Source organism: Caulobacter segnis (assembly GCF_003243465.1).
GTDB lineage: Bacteria > Pseudomonadota > Alphaproteobacteria > Caulobacterales > Caulobacteraceae > Caulobacter > Caulobacter segnis_A.
Window position 1 is genome coordinate 1 of record NZ_QFQZ01000054.1, and the last position, 16865, is coordinate 16865.

A 16865-nucleotide genomic window follows, 5' to 3' on the forward strand; every position below is an offset into this window, starting at 1 on the left:
GGAATCTCGGGCGAGTTCGGAACCGTTGCGGGCGTACCGGGCATGGTGCAGCTGATCGTCTTCCGCGCCCTGCAGGGGATCGGCGGCGGGGCGCTTTTCACCACCGCCTTCGCGATCATCGCCGACCTCTATCCGCCGCGCGAGCGGGGCAAGTTCGCCGGCATCTTCGGCTCGGTGTTCGGCCTGGCCAGCGTGCTGGGGCCGATCATCGGCGGCTACTTCACCGACCACGGCACGATCCAGCTAGGGACCCACACCATCGCCGGCTGGCGCTGGGTGTTCTACGTCAACCTGCCGCTCTCCTTGCTGTCCCTCTTCATGGTCATCGTGAAGATGCCGCCGCTGGAGCATCGCCAGGCCGGCCGCATCGACTTCCTGGGCGCGGCCCTGCTGATCTGCGCCTTCGTGCCGCTGCTGCTGGCGCTCAGCCTGGGCGGACACAGCTTCGCCTGGGACGATCCGCGGACCCTGGGCCTGTTCGCCCTGTCGGCCGTGGCTCTGGTCGGCTTCGTGGTCGCCGAGACCAAGGTCGCCAACCCGATCCTGCCGATGCGGCTGTTCCAGAACCGGGTGTTCACCACCGCCAACCTGGCCGGCTTCCTGATTTCCATGGCCTTCATGGGCGTGGTGATGTTCCTGCCGCTGTTCCTGCAGCTGGGTCGCGGCGTCCCCGCCACGATCAGCGGCATGACCATGCTGCCGCTGATGGCGGGCCTGATCGTCGGCAGCGCCGTGGCCGGCCAGCTGGTGACCAAGACCGGAAAGTACAAGCCGCTGATGGTGGCGGGCGCCGCCCTGCTGCTGGTGTCGGTGTTCCTGCTGCACGACCTGTCGAAGATCCAGGGCCTGGCGCTGCTGTGCGGTCTTCTGGCGTTCGTCGGCCTGGGCCTAGGCCCCGGCCAGAGCCTGTTCAACATCGCCACCCAGAACGCGGTCGATCCGCGCGACATCGGCGTGGCCACCAGCGCCAACCAGTTCTTCCGGCAGATCGGCTCGACGGTCGGGGCGGCCCTGGCCGGCGCCCTGCTGACCGCGCGGCTGGCCAACCTGCCCGGCGGCGGCCTGGATCTCGGCGCGCTGGAAGGCATGGCGGTCAAGGCCGCCGCCCAGGGCCAGGCGGCCCACGCCGATCCGGTGCTTCAGCGCGCCCTGGTCGACGCGGTCAGCGGCGTGATGGTCGCGGCCGTGGCGGTGATCGTCCTGGCCCTGGTCACCATCCTGTTCATCCCCGCCCTGCCCCTGCGCTCGCGCCAGCCGGTCGGCGAGGCGCCGGTTCTGGACAAGGCCGAGCCGACGAACTGAAGGCCAAGGAAAAGCCCCGGGGTCTGTCCGGTTGTCTGGGCGTGCGCCGAGGAGCGTCTATTTCCACTTGGCCTGGACCGCGGCCTTCACCGAGGCCGGGACCGGCGCATAGCCGAGGGCGGTGATGTCGGCGTCGCCGTTCTGGTAGCCCCAACGGAAGAAGTCGCGCACGCGCTTGGCGCGGTCCGGATCGGCGTCGTCGCGCAGCAGGCCATAGCTGACCAGCACCAGCGGCCAGGTTCCCTTGCCGGACTGATCCAGCGTCTGCACGCCGAACCCCTTGCTGGCCGTCCAGGGCGCGGCGGCGGCGAAGGCCGAGAAGGCGGCCGGCGACGGGGCGACAAAGACACCGTCGCGGTTCTTCAGCGCCACCAGGTCCAGCTTGTGATCCAGGGCGTAGGCGTATTCGACATAGCTGATCGTGCCCATGGTGCCGGACATGATCTCGCTGATGCCGGCGTTGCCCTTGCCGCCTAGGCCCGCCGGCCAGGTGACCGTCTCGCCGGCGCCGGGGCCGGCCTTCCATTCCGGACTGACCGACGACAGATAGCTGGTCAGCAGCAGGGTCATGCTGGCCGGGTCGGTGCGGTGGGCGACGGTGATCGGCCAGTCAGGCAGATCAAGGCCGGGGTTGAGCGCCTTGAGGGCCGGGTCGTTCCACTTGCCGATCTTGCCCATGAAGATGTCGGCCAGGGCCTTGCCGTCCAGCTTCAGCTTGCCGCTCTCCAGGCCCGGCACATTGGTCACCAGCACGGTGCCGCTGATCACGAACGGGAACTGCGACAGGCCCTTGGCCTTCAGGTCGGCGTCGGAGATCGGCATGGCGGTGACACCGAAGTCGGCGGCCTTGGCCTCGATCTGGCTGATGCCGAACGCGGAATTCTGCCCCTGGTAGGCGATCGGCTTGCCCCCGTCCTTCTGGTAGTTGGCGATCCACGCCTTGAACAGCGGCGCCTGGATCGAACCGCCCGAGCCTGAGAGCGGCGCGGCGGACTGGGCGGCGGCCGATCCCGCCACGGCCAAGCCAAGCGCGAACGCCACCGATACAGCGAGCGACTTCATCTCGAATTTCCTCCAGCTCGGAAGGCGTTGACCTTCCTTCGCGGCGCGATCCTCGCACCGTCGGCAGCCAGACATTGGAGGCGCGCGCCGAGACACGAAATGTGACCCAAGGACGCAGAAAGACGAGGTTAATCGTTTGTTTTACTGATATTTTTCGGACAAATGACAGCCAGGACCCAGACTGGGGGACGCCTACAGGAAACTGTAGGGATCGACGTCGATCACCACCCGCACGGAGTTCGGAATCTTGGTCCGGGCCCGCCAGGCGGCCATGAAGCCCTGCAGGTCGACATTGCGCTCGGCCCGCACCAGAAACCGCTTGCGGCGGCGGCCGCGCACCAGGGACAGCGGCGCGTCGGCGGGCCCGAACACCTCCACGCCCTCGGCGTTGGGGATCACCGCCGCCAGCGCCTCGACATAGGCCTCCAGCGCCGCGGCGTCGGGCCCAGAGGCGATCAAGGCCGCCAGCCGTCCGAACGGCGGCAGGCCCGCCTCCTGGCGCATGGCCATCTCGGCCTCGACGAAGGCGTCGCGGTCCTGGGCCGCCAGCGCCTGCATCACCGCGTGGTCGGGGGCGTAGGTCTGCAAGAGGGCGCGGCCAGGCTTCTCATGACGTCCGGCGCGGCCCGCCGCCTGGGCCAACAGCTGGAAGGTTCGCTCGCCGGCCCGCAGGTCGCCGCCGCGCAAGGACAGGTCCGCGTCGACCACGCCCACGAGCGTCAGGTTCGGGAAGTTGTGACCCTTGGCGGCGGCCTGGGTGGCCACGAGAATGTCGATCTCACCGGCCGCCATGCTGGCCACCAGGGTCTTGGCGGCCTCGGCGTCCATCACGGTGTCGGACGAGAACACCGCCACCCGCGCGTCGGGGAAGATGTGCCGCGCCTCCTCCTCGACGCGCTCGACGCCCGGACCGATCGAGACCAGCGAGTCCTTGGCCCCGCAGTGCGGGCAGGCCTCGGGCTTCTTCATCGAGAAGCCCGTCAGGTGGCAGACGAGGCGCCCCGTGTAGCGGTGCTCGACCAGCCAGCTGTCGGTGTCGGGCGACTTCATCTTCTCGCCGCAGGCCCGGCAGAGGACCAGGGGCGCGTAGCCCCGCCGGTTCAGGAACAGCATGGCCTGCTCGCCGCGCTGCAGGGTCACGGCCATGGCCTTGATCAGCGGCGGCGACAGCCAGCGGCCGGGCTCCGGCGGCGTCTGGCGCATGTCGATCAGGCCAATGTCGGGCAGCTGCGCCGCCCCGTGTCGCGCCGACAGCCGCAGCCAGCGATAGCGGCCGGCCTGGGCGTTGTAGAGGCTCTCCAGCGACGGCGTCGCCGAGGCCAAGAGCACGCTCGCCCCCTCGATCTTGGCGCGCGCCACGGCCAGGTCCCGGGCCTGGTAGATGAAGCCCTCCTCCTGCTTGAACGAGCCGTCGTGCTCCTCGTCGACCACCACCAGCCGCAGCTTGCGGAACGGGAGGAACAGGGCCGAGCGGGCGCCGACGACGATGCGGGCGTTCCCGCTGGCCACCGCTTCCCAGACCTGGCGACGGCGCGGCGGGGAGACGCCCGAATGCCACTCGGCCGGGATCGCCCCGAACCGTTGCTCGAAACGGGCCATCACCGCCTGGGTCAGGGCGATCTCGGGCAGCAGCACCAGCACCTGCGCTTCGGGATCCTTCAGCGCCTCGGCCACGGCCTCCAGATAGACCTCGGTCTTGCCCGAGCCGGTCACCCCGTCCAGCAGCGCCGCCTGGAAGCCGCCGGCGTCCAGCATCTCCTTCAGCACCGCGACGCAGGCCGCCTGGCCGGGATTGAGCGCGCGCGGGGGCAGGGAGAGATCGGGCTGCGGCAGGCCGCGCTCCGGCTCGACGAAGTCGACGGCCAGCGCGCCCTCGTCGACCAGCCCCTTCACGACGCCGGCCGAGACGCCCGCGGCGGAGGCCAGCGCCGAGCTCGACAGCTTCGCGCCCTCGGCCGCCGCGATCACCTTCAGACGCGCGGGAGTCATCCGCGCGGGTTGCGCGCCCGTCAGGACCAGAACCTTGTCGGGCTTGGGCGGCGGATGGCGCAGGCCGCGCAGGGCCATGGCCAGGGGCCAGCCGGGGACATCGACCGAATAGCGCGCCGCCCACTCGACGAAGGTCAGCACGCCCGGCGGCAGCGGCGGATCGTCGACCCTGCCCTGCACCACCTTCAGCGGCCGGTTGCCGCCCGTCCCGTCCCGCAGGGCGGTGACCACGCCCCGGATAACCCGCGGCCCCAGGGGTACGGCGACGTGATCGCCGACGGCCAGGTCCAGGCCTTCCGGCTCGGCGTAGTCGAAGGCCTCCGGCAAGGGCATCGGCAGCAGGACGGAGGCGATACGCGGCATGGGCCCAAGCTTCTGCCGCGAAACGCTCCCCAGGTCGAGAGCCCCGCCCGCCCCGCGCATCAAGACCCCGTTAACCGTCTTCAGGCTTGATCGGGCCGTCAGTTTACGAACCTCGGGGCAATCATGAGCGACGCGACTCGCGCGGCGAAGAAGACGACGGTCGACGCCGAGAGCGTGCGGGCCTTCCTGCGCACGGCGCCCGACTTCCTCCGCCAGGACGAGGACCTGCTGGGGGAGCTGGGCCTGAAGGTCGACGCCCGCAACGTGCTCGACTTCGGGCCGGCGGCGCTGGCCAAGGTGGCCGCCGCCCACAAGCGCGAGGCCCTGGCCCGCCAAGCGATCGAGGCCAACGCCCGCGCCAACTACTCGGCCCAGGCCCAGACCCACGCGGCGGTGATCGACATGCTCGACGCCCGCAACCACTCCGATCTCGCCCGCCGGGTCGACGAGCTGTCGGTGCTGCGCTTTGGCCTCGCCGCCGGCGTCATCGCCCTGGAGGGCCCGCAGCGCGTGCCCGCCGGCTGGCGCGCCCTGGCCGAAGGCCAGGCGGACATGCTGGTCGGCGACGCCCCCATCGCCCGCATGGGCTTCTTCGCCCCCGCCCTGCCGTTGTTCGGCGACAAGGCCGAGCTGATCCGCAGCATGGCCCTGGTGCGCATGGCGATCTGGGAGCCGCGCCGCGAGGCGGTGCTGGCCTTCGGCTCGACCGATCCCGAGGCCTTCACCCCGGACATGGGCACGGAGCTGGTGAACTTCCTGGGCCGGGTGGTCGAGCGCACCGCCGAGCGCTGGCCGGTCCTATGACCGCTCGCCAGGCCCTCGCCGCCTGGCTGGACTACCTGACGCTGGAGCGCCGGGCCTCGCCGCGCACGGTGCGGGCCTATGGCGACAACGTCCTGGCCTATCTGAACTTCCTGGAGCGGCATCGGGGCGAAGCCCTGAGCGTCGCGGCCCTGGGCGAGATCTCGGCCGCCGACCTGCGCGGCTACCTGGCCTCTCGCCGCCAGGGCGAGGACGCCCTGGCCCCGCGCTCGATCTCGCAGTCCCTGTCCTCGATCCGCGCCTTCCACCGCTATGTCGACCAGCGCCACGGCGTCGCCAACGCCGCCATCGGCCTGGTGCGCGGGCCGCGCCTGAAGATCGGCCTGCCCCGCCCCGTCTCCGAGGACCAGGCCCGCGACCTGATCGCCGAGGCCTCGGGCGACACCGAGCGCGAGCCCTGGGAGACCGCCCGCGACGAGGCGGTTCTGACCCTGCTGTGGGGCTGCGGCCTGCGGATCTCCGAGGCCCTGTCCCTGACCTGGAGCGACGTCCCTCTGGGCGCGGCGCTGCGCATCACCGGCAAGGGCGGCAAGACCCGCATCGCCCCGGTCCTGGACGCGGTGCGCGACGCGGTCGCCGTCTATGCCGACGAGCTGCCGTTCGTGCTGGGCCCCGACGAGCCGCTGTTTCGCGCCAAGCGCGGCGGGCCGCTGTCGCCGCGCCACGTCCAGGCCCTGGTCCAGGCCCTGCGCGGCCGCCTCGGGCTCTCGGACCGGGTGACGCCGCACGCCTTCCGCCACGCCTTCGCCACCCACCTGCTGGGGGCGGGCGCGGACCTGCGGGCGATCCAGGAGCTGCTCGGCCACGCCTCGCTGTCGACCACCCAGCGCTACACCCAGGTCGACGCCGCCGGCCTGCTGGCCGCCTACCAGGCGGCGCATCCCAAGGCCTAGCTACCTCCGCGCGTGTGGCGCAGTGTCGCGCTAAAGCGTTGAGAAGCCGACATTAACCGCGATTTTACGCCCGGCCCAGCTTCTGGTCGCAAGACATGCGCGCTCCGTCCGCCGGAGCCGCGCCGCCGCGAGAGGCCACCATGAAGTTCGACGACCTGAAGATCTCGACCAAAGTCGCCCTGCCCGCCGTGATCCTGACCGTGGTGGCGCTCGCCATCGTGGGCATGGGCGCGTGGCAGTCGAGAAAGATCGAGAGCGATCTTCGACTGCTGGCCGAGCATCGCGCGCCGACGGAACTGGCGTCGTCTCGCTTCAACCGCCGAATTCAGGCCATCGGCTACTCCGCCTATCGAACCGTCGCCTATGACGGCGCTTCGGCCTCCGCGCAGCAGGCCAGCGGAGAGATCGACAAGAACTACAAGGACGCCAAGGAACTGCTGGCCGAGATCAAGACGCTGGAACCGGAGTCGGCCAAGACGGTCGCCGACTTCTCCCAGCGGCTGGAGAAGGTCTACACCAACGCGCGCCAAGGGGCGGACCTGGGCCTGCAGAACATCGATGAAGCGGCGATCATGGTCATGGCGGTGATCGATCCCGACATCGCCAAGCTGACTCATGACGTCAGTGACTTCACCAACAGCCATAACGACAAAACCATGGCGATGGTCGCCGACGCCTCGAAGGCCGCGGCCGCCGGTACGATCTTCTCGATCCTGTTCGGTCTGATCGCCGCGGGCGCCGCCCTGGTCCTGGCTCTGTGGATCGGCTCGCGCAAGATCGCCGCCCCGCTGATCGCCACCTCCAAGACCATGGAGGTCCTGGCTGGCGGCTCGGTCGAGGTTGATGTGAAGGGCGCGGACCGCAAGGACGAGGTCGGCGCCATGGCCCGCTCGGTCCAGGTGTTCAAGGACAACGCCGTGGCCCTGCGCACCGCTGAGGCCGCCCAGGCCCGCGCCAATGCCGAGGCCGAGGCCGAACGCCGCCGCAACCAGGAAATGGCCCAGGCCGCCGCCCAGGAGCAGGCCAAGGTCATGGAGATCATCGCCGACGGCCTGAACCGCCTGGCCGAGGGCGACCTGACCTATCGCCTGAACCAGGATTTCCCCGAGAGCTACAAGCGCCTGCAAAACGACTTCAACGGCGCGATCACGCAGCTGGAAGAGACGATGCGGACCATCGTCCACGCCGCCAGCAGCATCGGCGCCGGTTCGGACGAGATCGCCTCGGCCTCCGACGACCTGTCGCGCCGCACCGAGCAGCAGGCCGCCAGCCTGGAAGAAACCGCCGCCGCCCTGGACGAGATCACCGCCACCGTGCGTCGCTCGTCGGCCGGCGCCCAGGAAGCCGCCAAGGTCGTGGGCTCGACCCGCGGCGACGCCGAACGCTCCAGCGTGGTCGTGCGCAACGCCGTCGAGGCCATGAACGAGATCGAGAAATCCTCGCAGTCGATCAGCCAGATCATCGGCGTGATCGACGAGATCGCCTTCCAGACCAACCTTCTGGCCCTGAACGCCGGGGTCGAGGCCGCCCGCGCGGGTGAAGCCGGCCGTGGCTTCGCGGTCGTCGCCCAGGAAGTCCGGGCCCTGGCCCAGCGCTCGGCCGACGCGGCCAAGGAGATCAAGACCCTGATCTCGACCTCCAGTCAGCAGGTGAACCAAGGCGTGAGCATGGTCGGCCAGACCGGCGAGGCCCTGCAGGCCATCGTCACGAAGGTGGGCGAGATCGACGCGCTGGTCGGCGAGATCGCGGCCTCGGGCCAGGAGCAGGCCACGGGCCTCAACCAGGTCAACGCCGCCGTCAACCAGATGGACCAGACGGTCCAGCAGAACGCCGCCATGGTCGAGCAGTCGACCGCCGCGGCCCACTCGCTGAAGAACGAGGGTGGCAACCTGCTGAAGATGATCAGCCGCTTCCGCGTCGGCGGCGCCCAGGCGGTCGCGCCGTCCGCGAGCGCCAGCCCGGCCCGCGCGGCCACCCGCCCCGCGCCCGCCCCGTCGCGCCCCGCTCCGGCCCCGGCGCCGGCCAAGGGTCCCGCCCCGGCCACCGCCGCCAGCCGTCCGGGCCTGAACCCGGTGGCCGCCGCCCAGGCCAAGGTCGCCAGCTTCGCCAAGAGCTCGGCCGCGCCGGCCGCCTCGTCGGACGACTGGGAAGAATTCTAGGCTCCAGTACGCGTAGCGCCCCGCTCACCTGGCGGGGCGCCTCCTCCCCGAAGCGACTTCAAGGCCCCGTCCCCCGGCGGGGCCTTTTTTCTAGGGCTGAAGAGGCTTCTGGACGATCAGGACGGCCGTGGGACATCCGTCGACCAGGCGAAGAACGGCGCGCTGGCCGATGGCGTCCGGCGCCTCGCCCAACCGGCGGAAGTTGGTGGAGGGCGCGCGCTTGGCGGCGCGCTCGATCCGTCCGCTGGCGCAGTCGACCCGCATCCCGTTCGCAAAACTCAAAGGCGCAGTGCGCTGCGCGACGGGCGGCGATTGCGGGATCGTCCTTGGGACGACCTGCAAGACGCTGGCTAGAGCGATCGCGGATAGAAACATGGCGGGGCTCCGAGAAGGGAACCCCGCCACTCTACGCCCGGTCGAGTGGGCGCAAAATTAACTCTAGGACAGAAACGACGGCGCTTAGGCCTGCATCGTCCAGCCTTCGACGCCCATGGCCGCCTGGCGCAGGGCTTCCGAGCGGGTCGGGTGCGGGTGGCAGGTGCGGGCCACGTCTTCCGAGGCACCGCCGAACTCCATAGCCACGCAGTACTCGGCGATCATGTCGCCGACGTTCGGACCCACCATGTGGGCGCCCAGGATGCGATCGGTCTTGGCGTCGGCAAGGATCTTCACGAAGCCATCGGTCTCGTGGTTGATCTTGGCGCGGCTGTTGGCCAGGAACGGGAACTTGCCGACCTTGTAGGCGACGCCCGCGGCCTTCAGCTCGTCCTCGGTCTGGCCGACCGTGGCGACTTCGGGGCTGGTGTAAACCACGCCCGGGATGATGCCGTAGTTCACATGGCCGGCCTTGCCCGCGATCATCTCGATGCAGGCCACGCCCTCGTCCTCGGCCTTGTGGGCCAGCATCGGACCCGAGGTCACGTCGCCGATCACCCACACGCCCGCGACGCCGGTCTTGAAGTGGTCGTTGGCGATCATGCCGCGCTTGTCCGGCGTGATGCCGACCGTCTCCAGGCCAAGGCCTTGCGTGTAGGGACGACGGCCGATGGCGACCAGCACGTAATCGGCCTCAATCGTCTGGGCGTCGCCGCCGGCGACCGGCTCGAAGCCGAGCTTGACGCCCTTGGCGCCGGCCTCGGCGCCGGTGACCTTGGCGCCCAGCTGGAACTTGAAGCCTTGCTTGACCAGGATCTTCTGGAAGGCGTTGGCGACTTCGGTGTCCGTGCCCGGCAGGATGCGGTCAAGGTACTCGACGACGGTGACCTCGGCGCCCAGGCGCTTCCAGACCGAGCCGAGCTCCAGGCCGATCACGCCGGCGCCGACCACGACCAGACGCTTGGGCACTTCCGGCAGCGACAGGGCCCCGGTGGAGTCGATGATGCGCTTGTTGTCGATCGTCACGCCCGGCAGCGGGGTCGGCTCCGAGCCGGTGGCGATCACGATGTTCTTGGTCTCGAGGGTGGTTTCCGAACCGTCCTCGGCCTTCACGACCACCTTGCCGGCGCCGTCGATGCGGCCCCAGCCCTTCACGTACTCGACCTTGTTCTTCTTCATCAGGAACTCGACGCCCTTGGTCAGGGCTTCGACGCTCTCGGCCTTCTGGGCCATCATCTGCGAAAGGTTCAGCTTCGGCTTCACTTCGATGCCCAGCTTGGCGAATTCCGGACCGGTCGCGGCGGCGTACAGTTCCGAGGCGTGCAGCAGAGCCTTCGAGGGCATGCAGCCGACGTTCAGGCAGGTGCCGCCCAGCTTGCCGCGGCCTTCGACGATCGCGACCTTGAGGCCCAGCTGGCCGGCGCGGATCGCCGCGTTGTAGCCACCGGGACCGCCACCGATGATGACGACGTCGTACTGAGCCATGGGTCTATCGCCTTCAGGACGCGCCGGGATCGGCGCCGGACAAGATATGGGCCTCGCCGGCCGTTTTGTCAGACCTTTGGAGGCGCGTGTTCCTTAGAACCAGAGTGTTAAAAACGGAACCACCTTTCGGCGCCCGCGGCCTTGAAAATCAAGGAGAACGGCGGCTGGCGCCCGGTGACGCGGCGACCCGCTTCGGGGACGGCCACAAGCTTGACATTGGATCGCCTGGAGAGCGCCACGCGGCCGTGACGTCCTAAAGTCATGAAGCCTCGCTCTCGCCTCATCGCCCTGTCGGCGGCCCTGACCGCCCTTGTCGCCGCCTCCGCCTTCACGGCCGCCTTCGCGCGCTCGACCCCGACCTGGAACGGCCCGGTCGTCGTGTCCAGCACCCAGGCGGGCGACACCCTGGCGGTGCTCTATTCGGGCGATGGCGGCTGGGGGCCGCTGGACCAGAAGGTGGCGCGACGCCTCGCGGACAACGGCGTGCCGACCCTCGGCATCAATTCGCTGGCCTATTTCCGCAAGGACCGGACGGCCGACGACCTGGCGATCGATCTGGCCACCCACCTGCGCGACTATGGCCGCCAGTGGGGACGCAGCAAGGTGGTGCTGATCGGCTATTCGTTCGGCGCCGACGCCCTGCCCGCCATCATCCCGAAGCTGCCGCAGGACGTGCGGGCCCAGGTCAGCCGCGTGGTGCTGATCGGCGCCGGGCCGGACGGCGACCTGCGCTTCCATCCCGTCAGCTGGCTGAACCTGGCGCCGCGCGACTCCTTCCCCGTCGCCCCGGCGATCGCCGCGCTGAAGGACGTGAAGATCACCTGCGTCTACGGCGACAAGGAACGCCGCGACATCTGCCCCGACCTGCCCGACGACAAGGTCGCCAAGATCCGCCTGCCCGGCGGCCACCACTTCGACGGCGACTACGCCAGGCTGGGCGAGGCGGTGCTGGCGGCGAGCCGCTAGAGCGACCAGTCTTGCAGGGAGGGGCCTTCGATCCGGGAAAATTCCCGCGTGTTCGAGGTGACCAAAATCCAACCGCGATTCAGGGCTTGGCCAGCGATCAGGAGATCGTAAGGACCGATCGGCGTACCCGCGCGCTTAAGCGCTTCGCGTATGCGGGCGGGGACCTAAACATCGTCCTGGGACAACGGCTCAATGACGACATCCCGTAAGAAGTCGGCGAGATGTCTGGCCGCTGCCTCAGGATCACGGCTTGCGAATACGCCGAACCGCAGTTCGTGGTGCACGATCACCGAGGCAGCCATGGGTTCGGCGGCAAGCACGGCTTCGATGTAGCGCTCCCGGACCTTGGGGCGCCGTCCTTGGGTCAGATCGACAAAGACGTTCGTATCGAGCGCCAGGGTCACCAGCCGAAGTCACGCTCTTGCATGGGCGGCTGATCACGAGCGGGGAAATCGGCGCCGCCTTCGGCGTCGATACGCGCGAACATGGCCTCAAGCTCGGCGCGCGTTCGCGGCAGCTTCACCGTCGCTGGCTCCAGAATGACGGCGTTACCCTCGCGGCGAAGAAGCACTTCCGCGCCTTCGAACGCAAAACCTTCGGGCAGCTGAACGGCCTGGCCGCCACGGTGCGTGAAGAGCTTGGCCCTTGCCGGCGCGATCTCGAACTTTCCCATGGGGCCGTCCTATCTACGCTCGGATAATACAGCATTCAAGACGGCAGCTCAAACGCGCTCCGGATCTAGAGCGGCGCGGCCAGCCCGTGCTTGGCCGCCAGGTAGCGGGTGATCGGCCGGGCGTCGGTCAGGAACGACAGGCCGTTCGCCGACAGGATCTCCCCGTGCGGACCGGCGTCCGGCGCGGCCTGCGCCAGGATCAGGGTCGGGGCGTTCTGGTGGTCCTCGCCCAGCCGCTCAATGAGCGCAGCGCGTGGGCGGGCGTAGTCGACGCGAACGATCTCCAGCGCGTCGCGCAGCGCCGGATAGGTCGCCAGATAGCCCTCCATCATCGCGCAATCGGGGCAGAAGCGCTGGGCGCCGTCCTTCTCGAAATGCGGCTTCAGCAGATAGAGCGTGTCCTTGGCCATGGTCCGAGGTCCCAAAAATGCGAACGGCCCCGACGTAGGACGCCGGGGCCGTAAAAGCAAAGAAGCCCGCCGACGAGGGCGGGCTTCTCGGGGTCTCTTAGAGGTCCAGCAGCAGGCGCTGCGGGTCTTCCAGGGCTTCCTTGACCTTCACGAGGAAGGTCACGGCGCCGGCGCCGTCGACGACGCGGTGGTCGTAGGACAGGGCCAGATACATCATCGGGCGGATCTCGATCTTGCCGTTGACGACCATCGGGCGTTCCTTGATGGCGTGCATGCCCAGGATGCCCGACTGCGGCGCGTTCAGGATCGGGGTCGACATCAGCGAGCCGTAGATGCCGCCGTTGGTGATCGTGAAGGTGCCGCCTTGCATGTCCTCGATGGCCAGGCCGCCGGTGCGGGCCTTCTTGCCGAGGTCGCCGATGGTCTTTTCGATCTCGGCCAGGTTCAGCACGTCGGCGTCACGGACGACCGGAACCACCAGGCCCTTGTCGGTGCCGACGGCGACGCCGATGTCGTAGTGGTTCTTGTAGATGATGTCCTGGCCGTCGATCTCGGCGTTGACGTCCGGGATCGCCTTCAGCGCGGCCACGACGGCCTTGGTGAAGAACGACATGAAGCCCAGCTTCACGCCGTGGCGCTTTTCGAACACGTCCTTGTACTGGGCGCGCAGGGCCATCACGGCGCTCATGTCGACCTCGTTGAAGGTCGTCAGCATGGCGGCGGTGTTCTGGGCTTCCTTCAGGCGACGGGCGATCGTCTTACGCAGGCGCGTCATCTTCACGCGCTCTTCGCGCTCATGCACGGGACGCGGAGCCGACGGCGCGGCGGCCGGGGCCGGCGCCGAGGCGCGGGCTTCCAGGGCGGCCAGGGCGTCGCCCTTGGTCACGCGGCCGTCCTTGCCGGTGCCGGCGACCTTCGAGAGGTCCAGGCCAGTCTCGGCGGCGATGCGGGCCGGGGCCGGGCTGACCGGCGCGGCGGCGGGAGCAGCGGCGACCGGCGCGGGGGCCGGGGCCGGAGCAGCGGCCGGAGCCGGCGCGGGCTTCGGCGCTTCGGCGGCCTTCGGGGCGGCCGGAGCGGCCGTCGCGGCGCCGCCTTCGGTCACCACGCCCAGGACCGTGCCCGGAACCACGGTCGCGCCTTCGGCGGCGCCGATGGCCGACAGCACGCCGTCGGCCGGCGAGGCCACTTCCAGCGAAACCTTGTCGGTTTCCAGCTCGACGAGGATCTCGTCCTTCTTCACGGCCTCACCGACCTTCTTGGTCCAGCGCGCCACCGTGGCTTCGGTGACGGATTCGCCGAGGGCGGGCGTATTGATGTCGGCCATGGGGCTTTCCGAGTCTCTCTTGCTTGGTCCGGCGGGTTTTGTTTAGCGGAGAACCTTCGCGCTTACGCGAAGGCCTCGTTGAGGAAGGTCTCGAGTTCTTTCAGGTGGCGGCTCATCAGGCCGGCGGCCGTCGAGGCCGAGGCCGGGCGACCGACGTACTTGGCGCGCTTGGCCTTGATGTCCAGCTTGTCCAGCGTCAGCTCCAGCCAGGGATCGACGAAGGTCCAGCCGCCCATGTTCTTCGGCTCTTCCTGGCACCAGACGAGGTCGGCGTTCTTGAACCGCGACAGCACGTTCATCAGCGACTTCATCGGCCACGGATAGAACTGCTCGAGGCGCAGCAGGTAGACGTCGTCGCGGCCAAGCTTGGCGCGCTGGTCGACGAGGTCGAAGTAGACCTTGCCCGAGCAGATGACGACGCGCTTGATCTGATCGTCGCTCTTCAGCGTGATCCCGCCGACGTCGCAGCCGGCCTCGGCGCCGTCCACCATCACGCGGTGGAAGCTGGAGCCCTCGGCGAAGTCGGCCAGGTTCGAGACGGCGCGCTTGTGGCGCAGCAGGCTCTTGGGCGACATCACGATCAGCGGTTTGCGGAACTCGCGCTTCATCTGGCGACGCAGCGCGTGGAAGTAGTTGGCCGGCGTGGTGCAGTTCAGCACCTGCATGTTGTCTTCGGCGCACGACTGCAGGAAGCGCTCGAGGCGGGCCGAGCTGTGCTCGGGGCCCTGACCTTCGTAGCCGTGCGGCAGAAGCATCACCAGGCCGCTCATTCGCAGCCACTTGCGCTCGCCCGAGCTGATGAACTGGTCGATCACCACCTGGGCGCCGTTCACGAAGTCGCCGAACTGGCCTTCCCACAGGGTCAGGGTGTTCGGATCGGCCAGCGAGAAGCCGTATTCGAAGCCCAGCACCGCCTCTTCCGACAGGGCCGAGTCGATCACTTCATAGTGCGCCTGGCCCGGACGGATGTTGTTCAGCGGCGTGTAGTGCTCTTCGGTCTTCTGGTCGATGATGTCCGAGTGGCGCTGGGTGAAGGTGCCGCGCACCGAGTCCTGGCCCGACAGGCGGACCGGATAGCCCTCGTCGAGCAGGGTGGCGAAGGCCAGGTGCTCGGCCGCGCCCCAGTCGATGCCCTCGCCCTTCTCGAACGCGTCGCGGCGGTTCTCGATGGCGCGGCGGACGGTCTTGTGGGCGTCGATGCGGTCCGGGATCGTGGTGATCAGGCGGCCCAGCTCGGTCAGGCGGGTCTTCGGGTAAGCGGTCTTGCCGCGGCGGTCCTCGTCGCCCGGCAGGGTCAGGCCGGCCCACTTGCCGTCCAGCCAGTCGGCCTTGTTGGGCTTGTAGGCCTTGCCCGCGTCGAATTCCTTGTCGAGGAAGGTCTCGAATTCCGAGACCCAGCCATCGACCTCGGCCTGGGTGACCAGGCCCTCGCCGACCAGGCGGCTGGCGTAGAGTTCGCGGGTCGGCGGGTGACCCTTGATCTTCTGGTACATCAGCGGCGACGTCATGGTCGGGTCGTCGCCTTCGTTGTGACCGAAGCGACGGTAGCAGAACATGTCGATGACCACGTCCTTGCCGAACTTCTGGCGGTACTCGGTCGCGACCTTCGAGGCGAAGACGACCGCTTCGGGGTCGTCGCCGTTCACGTGGAAGATCGGGGCCTCGACCATCAGGGCGACGTCGGACGGATACGGCGAGCTGCGCGAATAGCGCGGGCTGGTCGTGAAGCCGATCTGGTTGTTGACGATGAAGTGGATGGTGCCGCCCGTGCGGTAGCCCTTCAGGCCCGACAGGGTGAAGCACTCGGCCACGACGCCCTGGCCGGCGAAGGCGGCGTCGCCGTGCAGCAGCAGCGGCAGCACGTGGCCGCGGCCGGCGTCCGGCTGCTCGCGCAGGGTGAAGGCCTGCTTGGCGCGGGCCTTGCCGATCACGACCGGGTTGACGATTTCCAGGTGCGACGGGTTGGCGGTCAGCGACAGGTGGACCTTGTTGTCGTCGAACTCACGGTCCGACGAGGCGCCCATGTGGTACTTCACGTCGCCCGAGCCCTCGACGTCCGAGGGGACCGACGAGCCGCCTTGGAACTCGTGGAAGATGACGTTGTAGGGCTTGCCCATCACGGCGGCCAGCACGTTCAGGCGACCGCGGTGCGGCATGCCCAGGACGATGTCCTTCACGCCCAGCGCGCCGCCGCGCTTGATGATCTGCTCCATGGCCGGGACCATGGCCTCGCCGCCGTCCAGGCCGAAGCGCTTGGTGCCGGGGAAGCGCTTGTGCAGGAACTTCTCGAAGCCTTCGGCCTCGATCAGCTTCTTCAGGATGGCGACCTTGCCTTCCTTGGTGAAGGTGATTTCCTTGTCGCGGCCTTCGATGCGCTCCTGAAGCCAGGCCTTCTCGGCCGGGTCGGAGATGTGCATGTACTGCACGCCGACATTGCCGCAGTAGGTGCGGCGCAGGATGTCGAGGATCTCGCGGATCGAGGCGGTCTCGAGACCCAGCACGAAATCGAGGAAGATCGGACGGTCGTAGTCGGCCTCGGCAAAGCCGTAGGTGGCCGGATCCAGTTCCGGAGCGGCCTTCGGCGGCTCCAGGCCCAGCGGATCGAGGTTGGCGGCCAGGTGGCCGCGCATCCGGTAGGCCCGGATCATCATGATGGCGCGCAGGCTGTCCAGCGTGGCGGCGCGGACGGCTTCGGCGGACGAGCCGGGGGCCTTGCCCTCGACGGCCTTGGCGATCTTGGCTTCGACGGCGGGGGCGACAGTGGCCCACTGGCCGTCCAGGGCCGACAGCCAGTCCGGACGGACGGACGGAACCTTCTTGGGCGTCCAGGCCGGATCCTGGGCCGCGCGCTTCACCTGGTCGGCCTGTTCGGCCAGGCTGGAGAAGAAGGCGTTCCACGAGGGCTCGACCGATGCGGGGTTCTCCGCCCACTGGGCGTAGAGGTCCTCAACGAACGCCGCGTTGGCGCCGTAGAGGAAGCTGGTCTCGGTCAAGACCTGGTTGATGATGCCTGCGTCGTCCGCCATGGATTTGTCGCCTTCA

General features: G+C 68.9%; 13 protein-coding genes and 1 pseudogene. 5 read left to right on the plus strand and 9 right to left on the minus strand.

Translation table 11 applies throughout. The features are described from left to right. Positions 1-1302, plus strand: a 1302-nt coding sequence (locus DI526_RS15775; protein WP_304279937.1) for an MFS transporter, incomplete at its 5' end; no start/stop codon positions are given. 57 nt (positions 1303-1359) lie between these two features. Here DI526_RS15775 and pstS read toward each other — a convergent pair. Both pstS and DI526_RS15785 read right to left on the minus strand, forming a co-directional pair. Then, on the minus strand, positions 1360-2364 hold the full coding sequence (gene pstS, locus DI526_RS15780; RefSeq protein WP_304279939.1) for a phosphate ABC transporter substrate-binding protein PstS: 1005 nt from the start codon (positions 2362-2364) through the stop codon (positions 1360-1362). A gap of 192 nt (positions 2365-2556) precedes the next feature. Next, complete coding sequence (locus tag DI526_RS15785) at positions 2557-4716, minus strand: primosomal protein N' (protein WP_304279941.1); 2160 nt, start codon at positions 4714-4716, stop codon at positions 2557-2559. 123 nt (positions 4717-4839) lie between these two features. Here DI526_RS15785 and DI526_RS15790 point away from each other — a divergent pair, with 123 nt between their 5' ends. The 3 genes from DI526_RS15790 to DI526_RS15800 all read left to right on the plus strand — a co-directional run bounded on the left by DI526_RS15790 (position 4840) and on the right by DI526_RS15800 (position 8590). After that, positions 4840-5520, plus strand: coding sequence for a DUF484 family protein (locus tag DI526_RS15790; RefSeq protein WP_304279944.1), 681 nt, complete (start codon positions 4840-4842; stop codon positions 5518-5520). Then, a complete protein-coding gene (locus DI526_RS15795) occupies positions 5517-6431 on the plus strand; it encodes a tyrosine recombinase XerC (protein ID WP_304279946.1) in 915 nt (304 codons plus the stop codon). The genes DI526_RS15790 and DI526_RS15795 overlap by 4 nt, the downstream gene beginning before the upstream one ends. A 140-nt stretch (positions 6432-6571) precedes the next feature. Then, positions 6572-8590 (plus strand): methyl-accepting chemotaxis protein, encoded by a 2019-nt coding sequence (locus DI526_RS15800; protein ID WP_304279948.1) that lies wholly within the window; start codon positions 6572-6574, stop codon positions 8588-8590. Positions 8591-8680: 90 nt separating this feature from the next. Here DI526_RS15800 and DI526_RS15805 read toward each other — a convergent pair whose 3' ends face one another. Continuing rightward, the gene (locus DI526_RS15805) at positions 8681-8854 is read right to left on the minus strand and encodes a hypothetical protein (RefSeq protein WP_304279951.1); all 174 of its coding nucleotides are present in this window, start codon (positions 8852-8854) and stop codon (positions 8681-8683) included. A gap of 195 nt (positions 8855-9049) precedes the next feature. After that, positions 9050-10450, minus strand: a complete 1401-nt coding sequence (gene lpdA / locus DI526_RS15810; RefSeq protein WP_304279953.1) for a dihydrolipoyl dehydrogenase — start codon at positions 10448-10450, stop codon at positions 9050-9052. A gap of 261 nt (positions 10451-10711) precedes the next feature. On the opposite strand from lpdA, the gene DI526_RS15815 reads away from it, so the two are divergent. After that, positions 10712-11416 carry an AcvB/VirJ family lysyl-phosphatidylglycerol hydrolase gene (locus DI526_RS15815; protein ID WP_304279956.1) on the plus strand — a complete coding sequence of 235 codons (705 nt, stop codon included), beginning with the start codon at positions 10712-10714 and terminating at the stop codon, positions 11414-11416. On the opposite strand, the pseudogene DI526_RS23425 reads toward DI526_RS15815, so the two are convergent. The 5 genes and pseudogenes from DI526_RS23425 to DI526_RS15840 all read right to left on the minus strand — a co-directional run bounded on the left by DI526_RS23425 (position 11413) and on the right by DI526_RS15840 (position 16849). After that, positions 11413-11820 (minus strand): annotated as a pseudogene (locus tag DI526_RS23425) (type II toxin-antitoxin system VapC family toxin). The gene DI526_RS15815 and the pseudogene DI526_RS23425 sit on opposite strands and share 4 nt — an antisense overlap. After that, complete coding sequence (locus tag DI526_RS15825; protein WP_304279961.1) at positions 11817-12089, minus strand: antitoxin; 273 nt, start codon at positions 12087-12089, stop codon at positions 11817-11819. Before DI526_RS15825 ends, DI526_RS23425 begins: the two are co-directional and overlap by 4 nt. 65 nt (positions 12090-12154) lie before the next feature. After that, the gene (locus DI526_RS15830; RefSeq protein ID WP_304279964.1) at positions 12155-12499 is read right to left on the minus strand and encodes a DUF3088 family protein; all 345 of its coding nucleotides are present in this window, start codon (positions 12497-12499) and stop codon (positions 12155-12157) included. A 97-nt stretch (positions 12500-12596) separates the two neighbouring features. Next, entirely contained in the window at positions 12597-13823 is a 1227-nt protein-coding gene (gene odhB, locus DI526_RS15835) for a 2-oxoglutarate dehydrogenase complex dihydrolipoyllysine-residue succinyltransferase (protein ID WP_304279966.1), read from the minus strand. Between the two features lie 62 nt (positions 13824-13885). Then, a complete protein-coding gene (locus tag DI526_RS15840; protein WP_304279968.1) occupies positions 13886-16849 on the minus strand; it encodes a 2-oxoglutarate dehydrogenase E1 component in 2964 nt (987 codons plus the stop codon). Positions 16850-16865 lie beyond the last annotated feature (16 nt).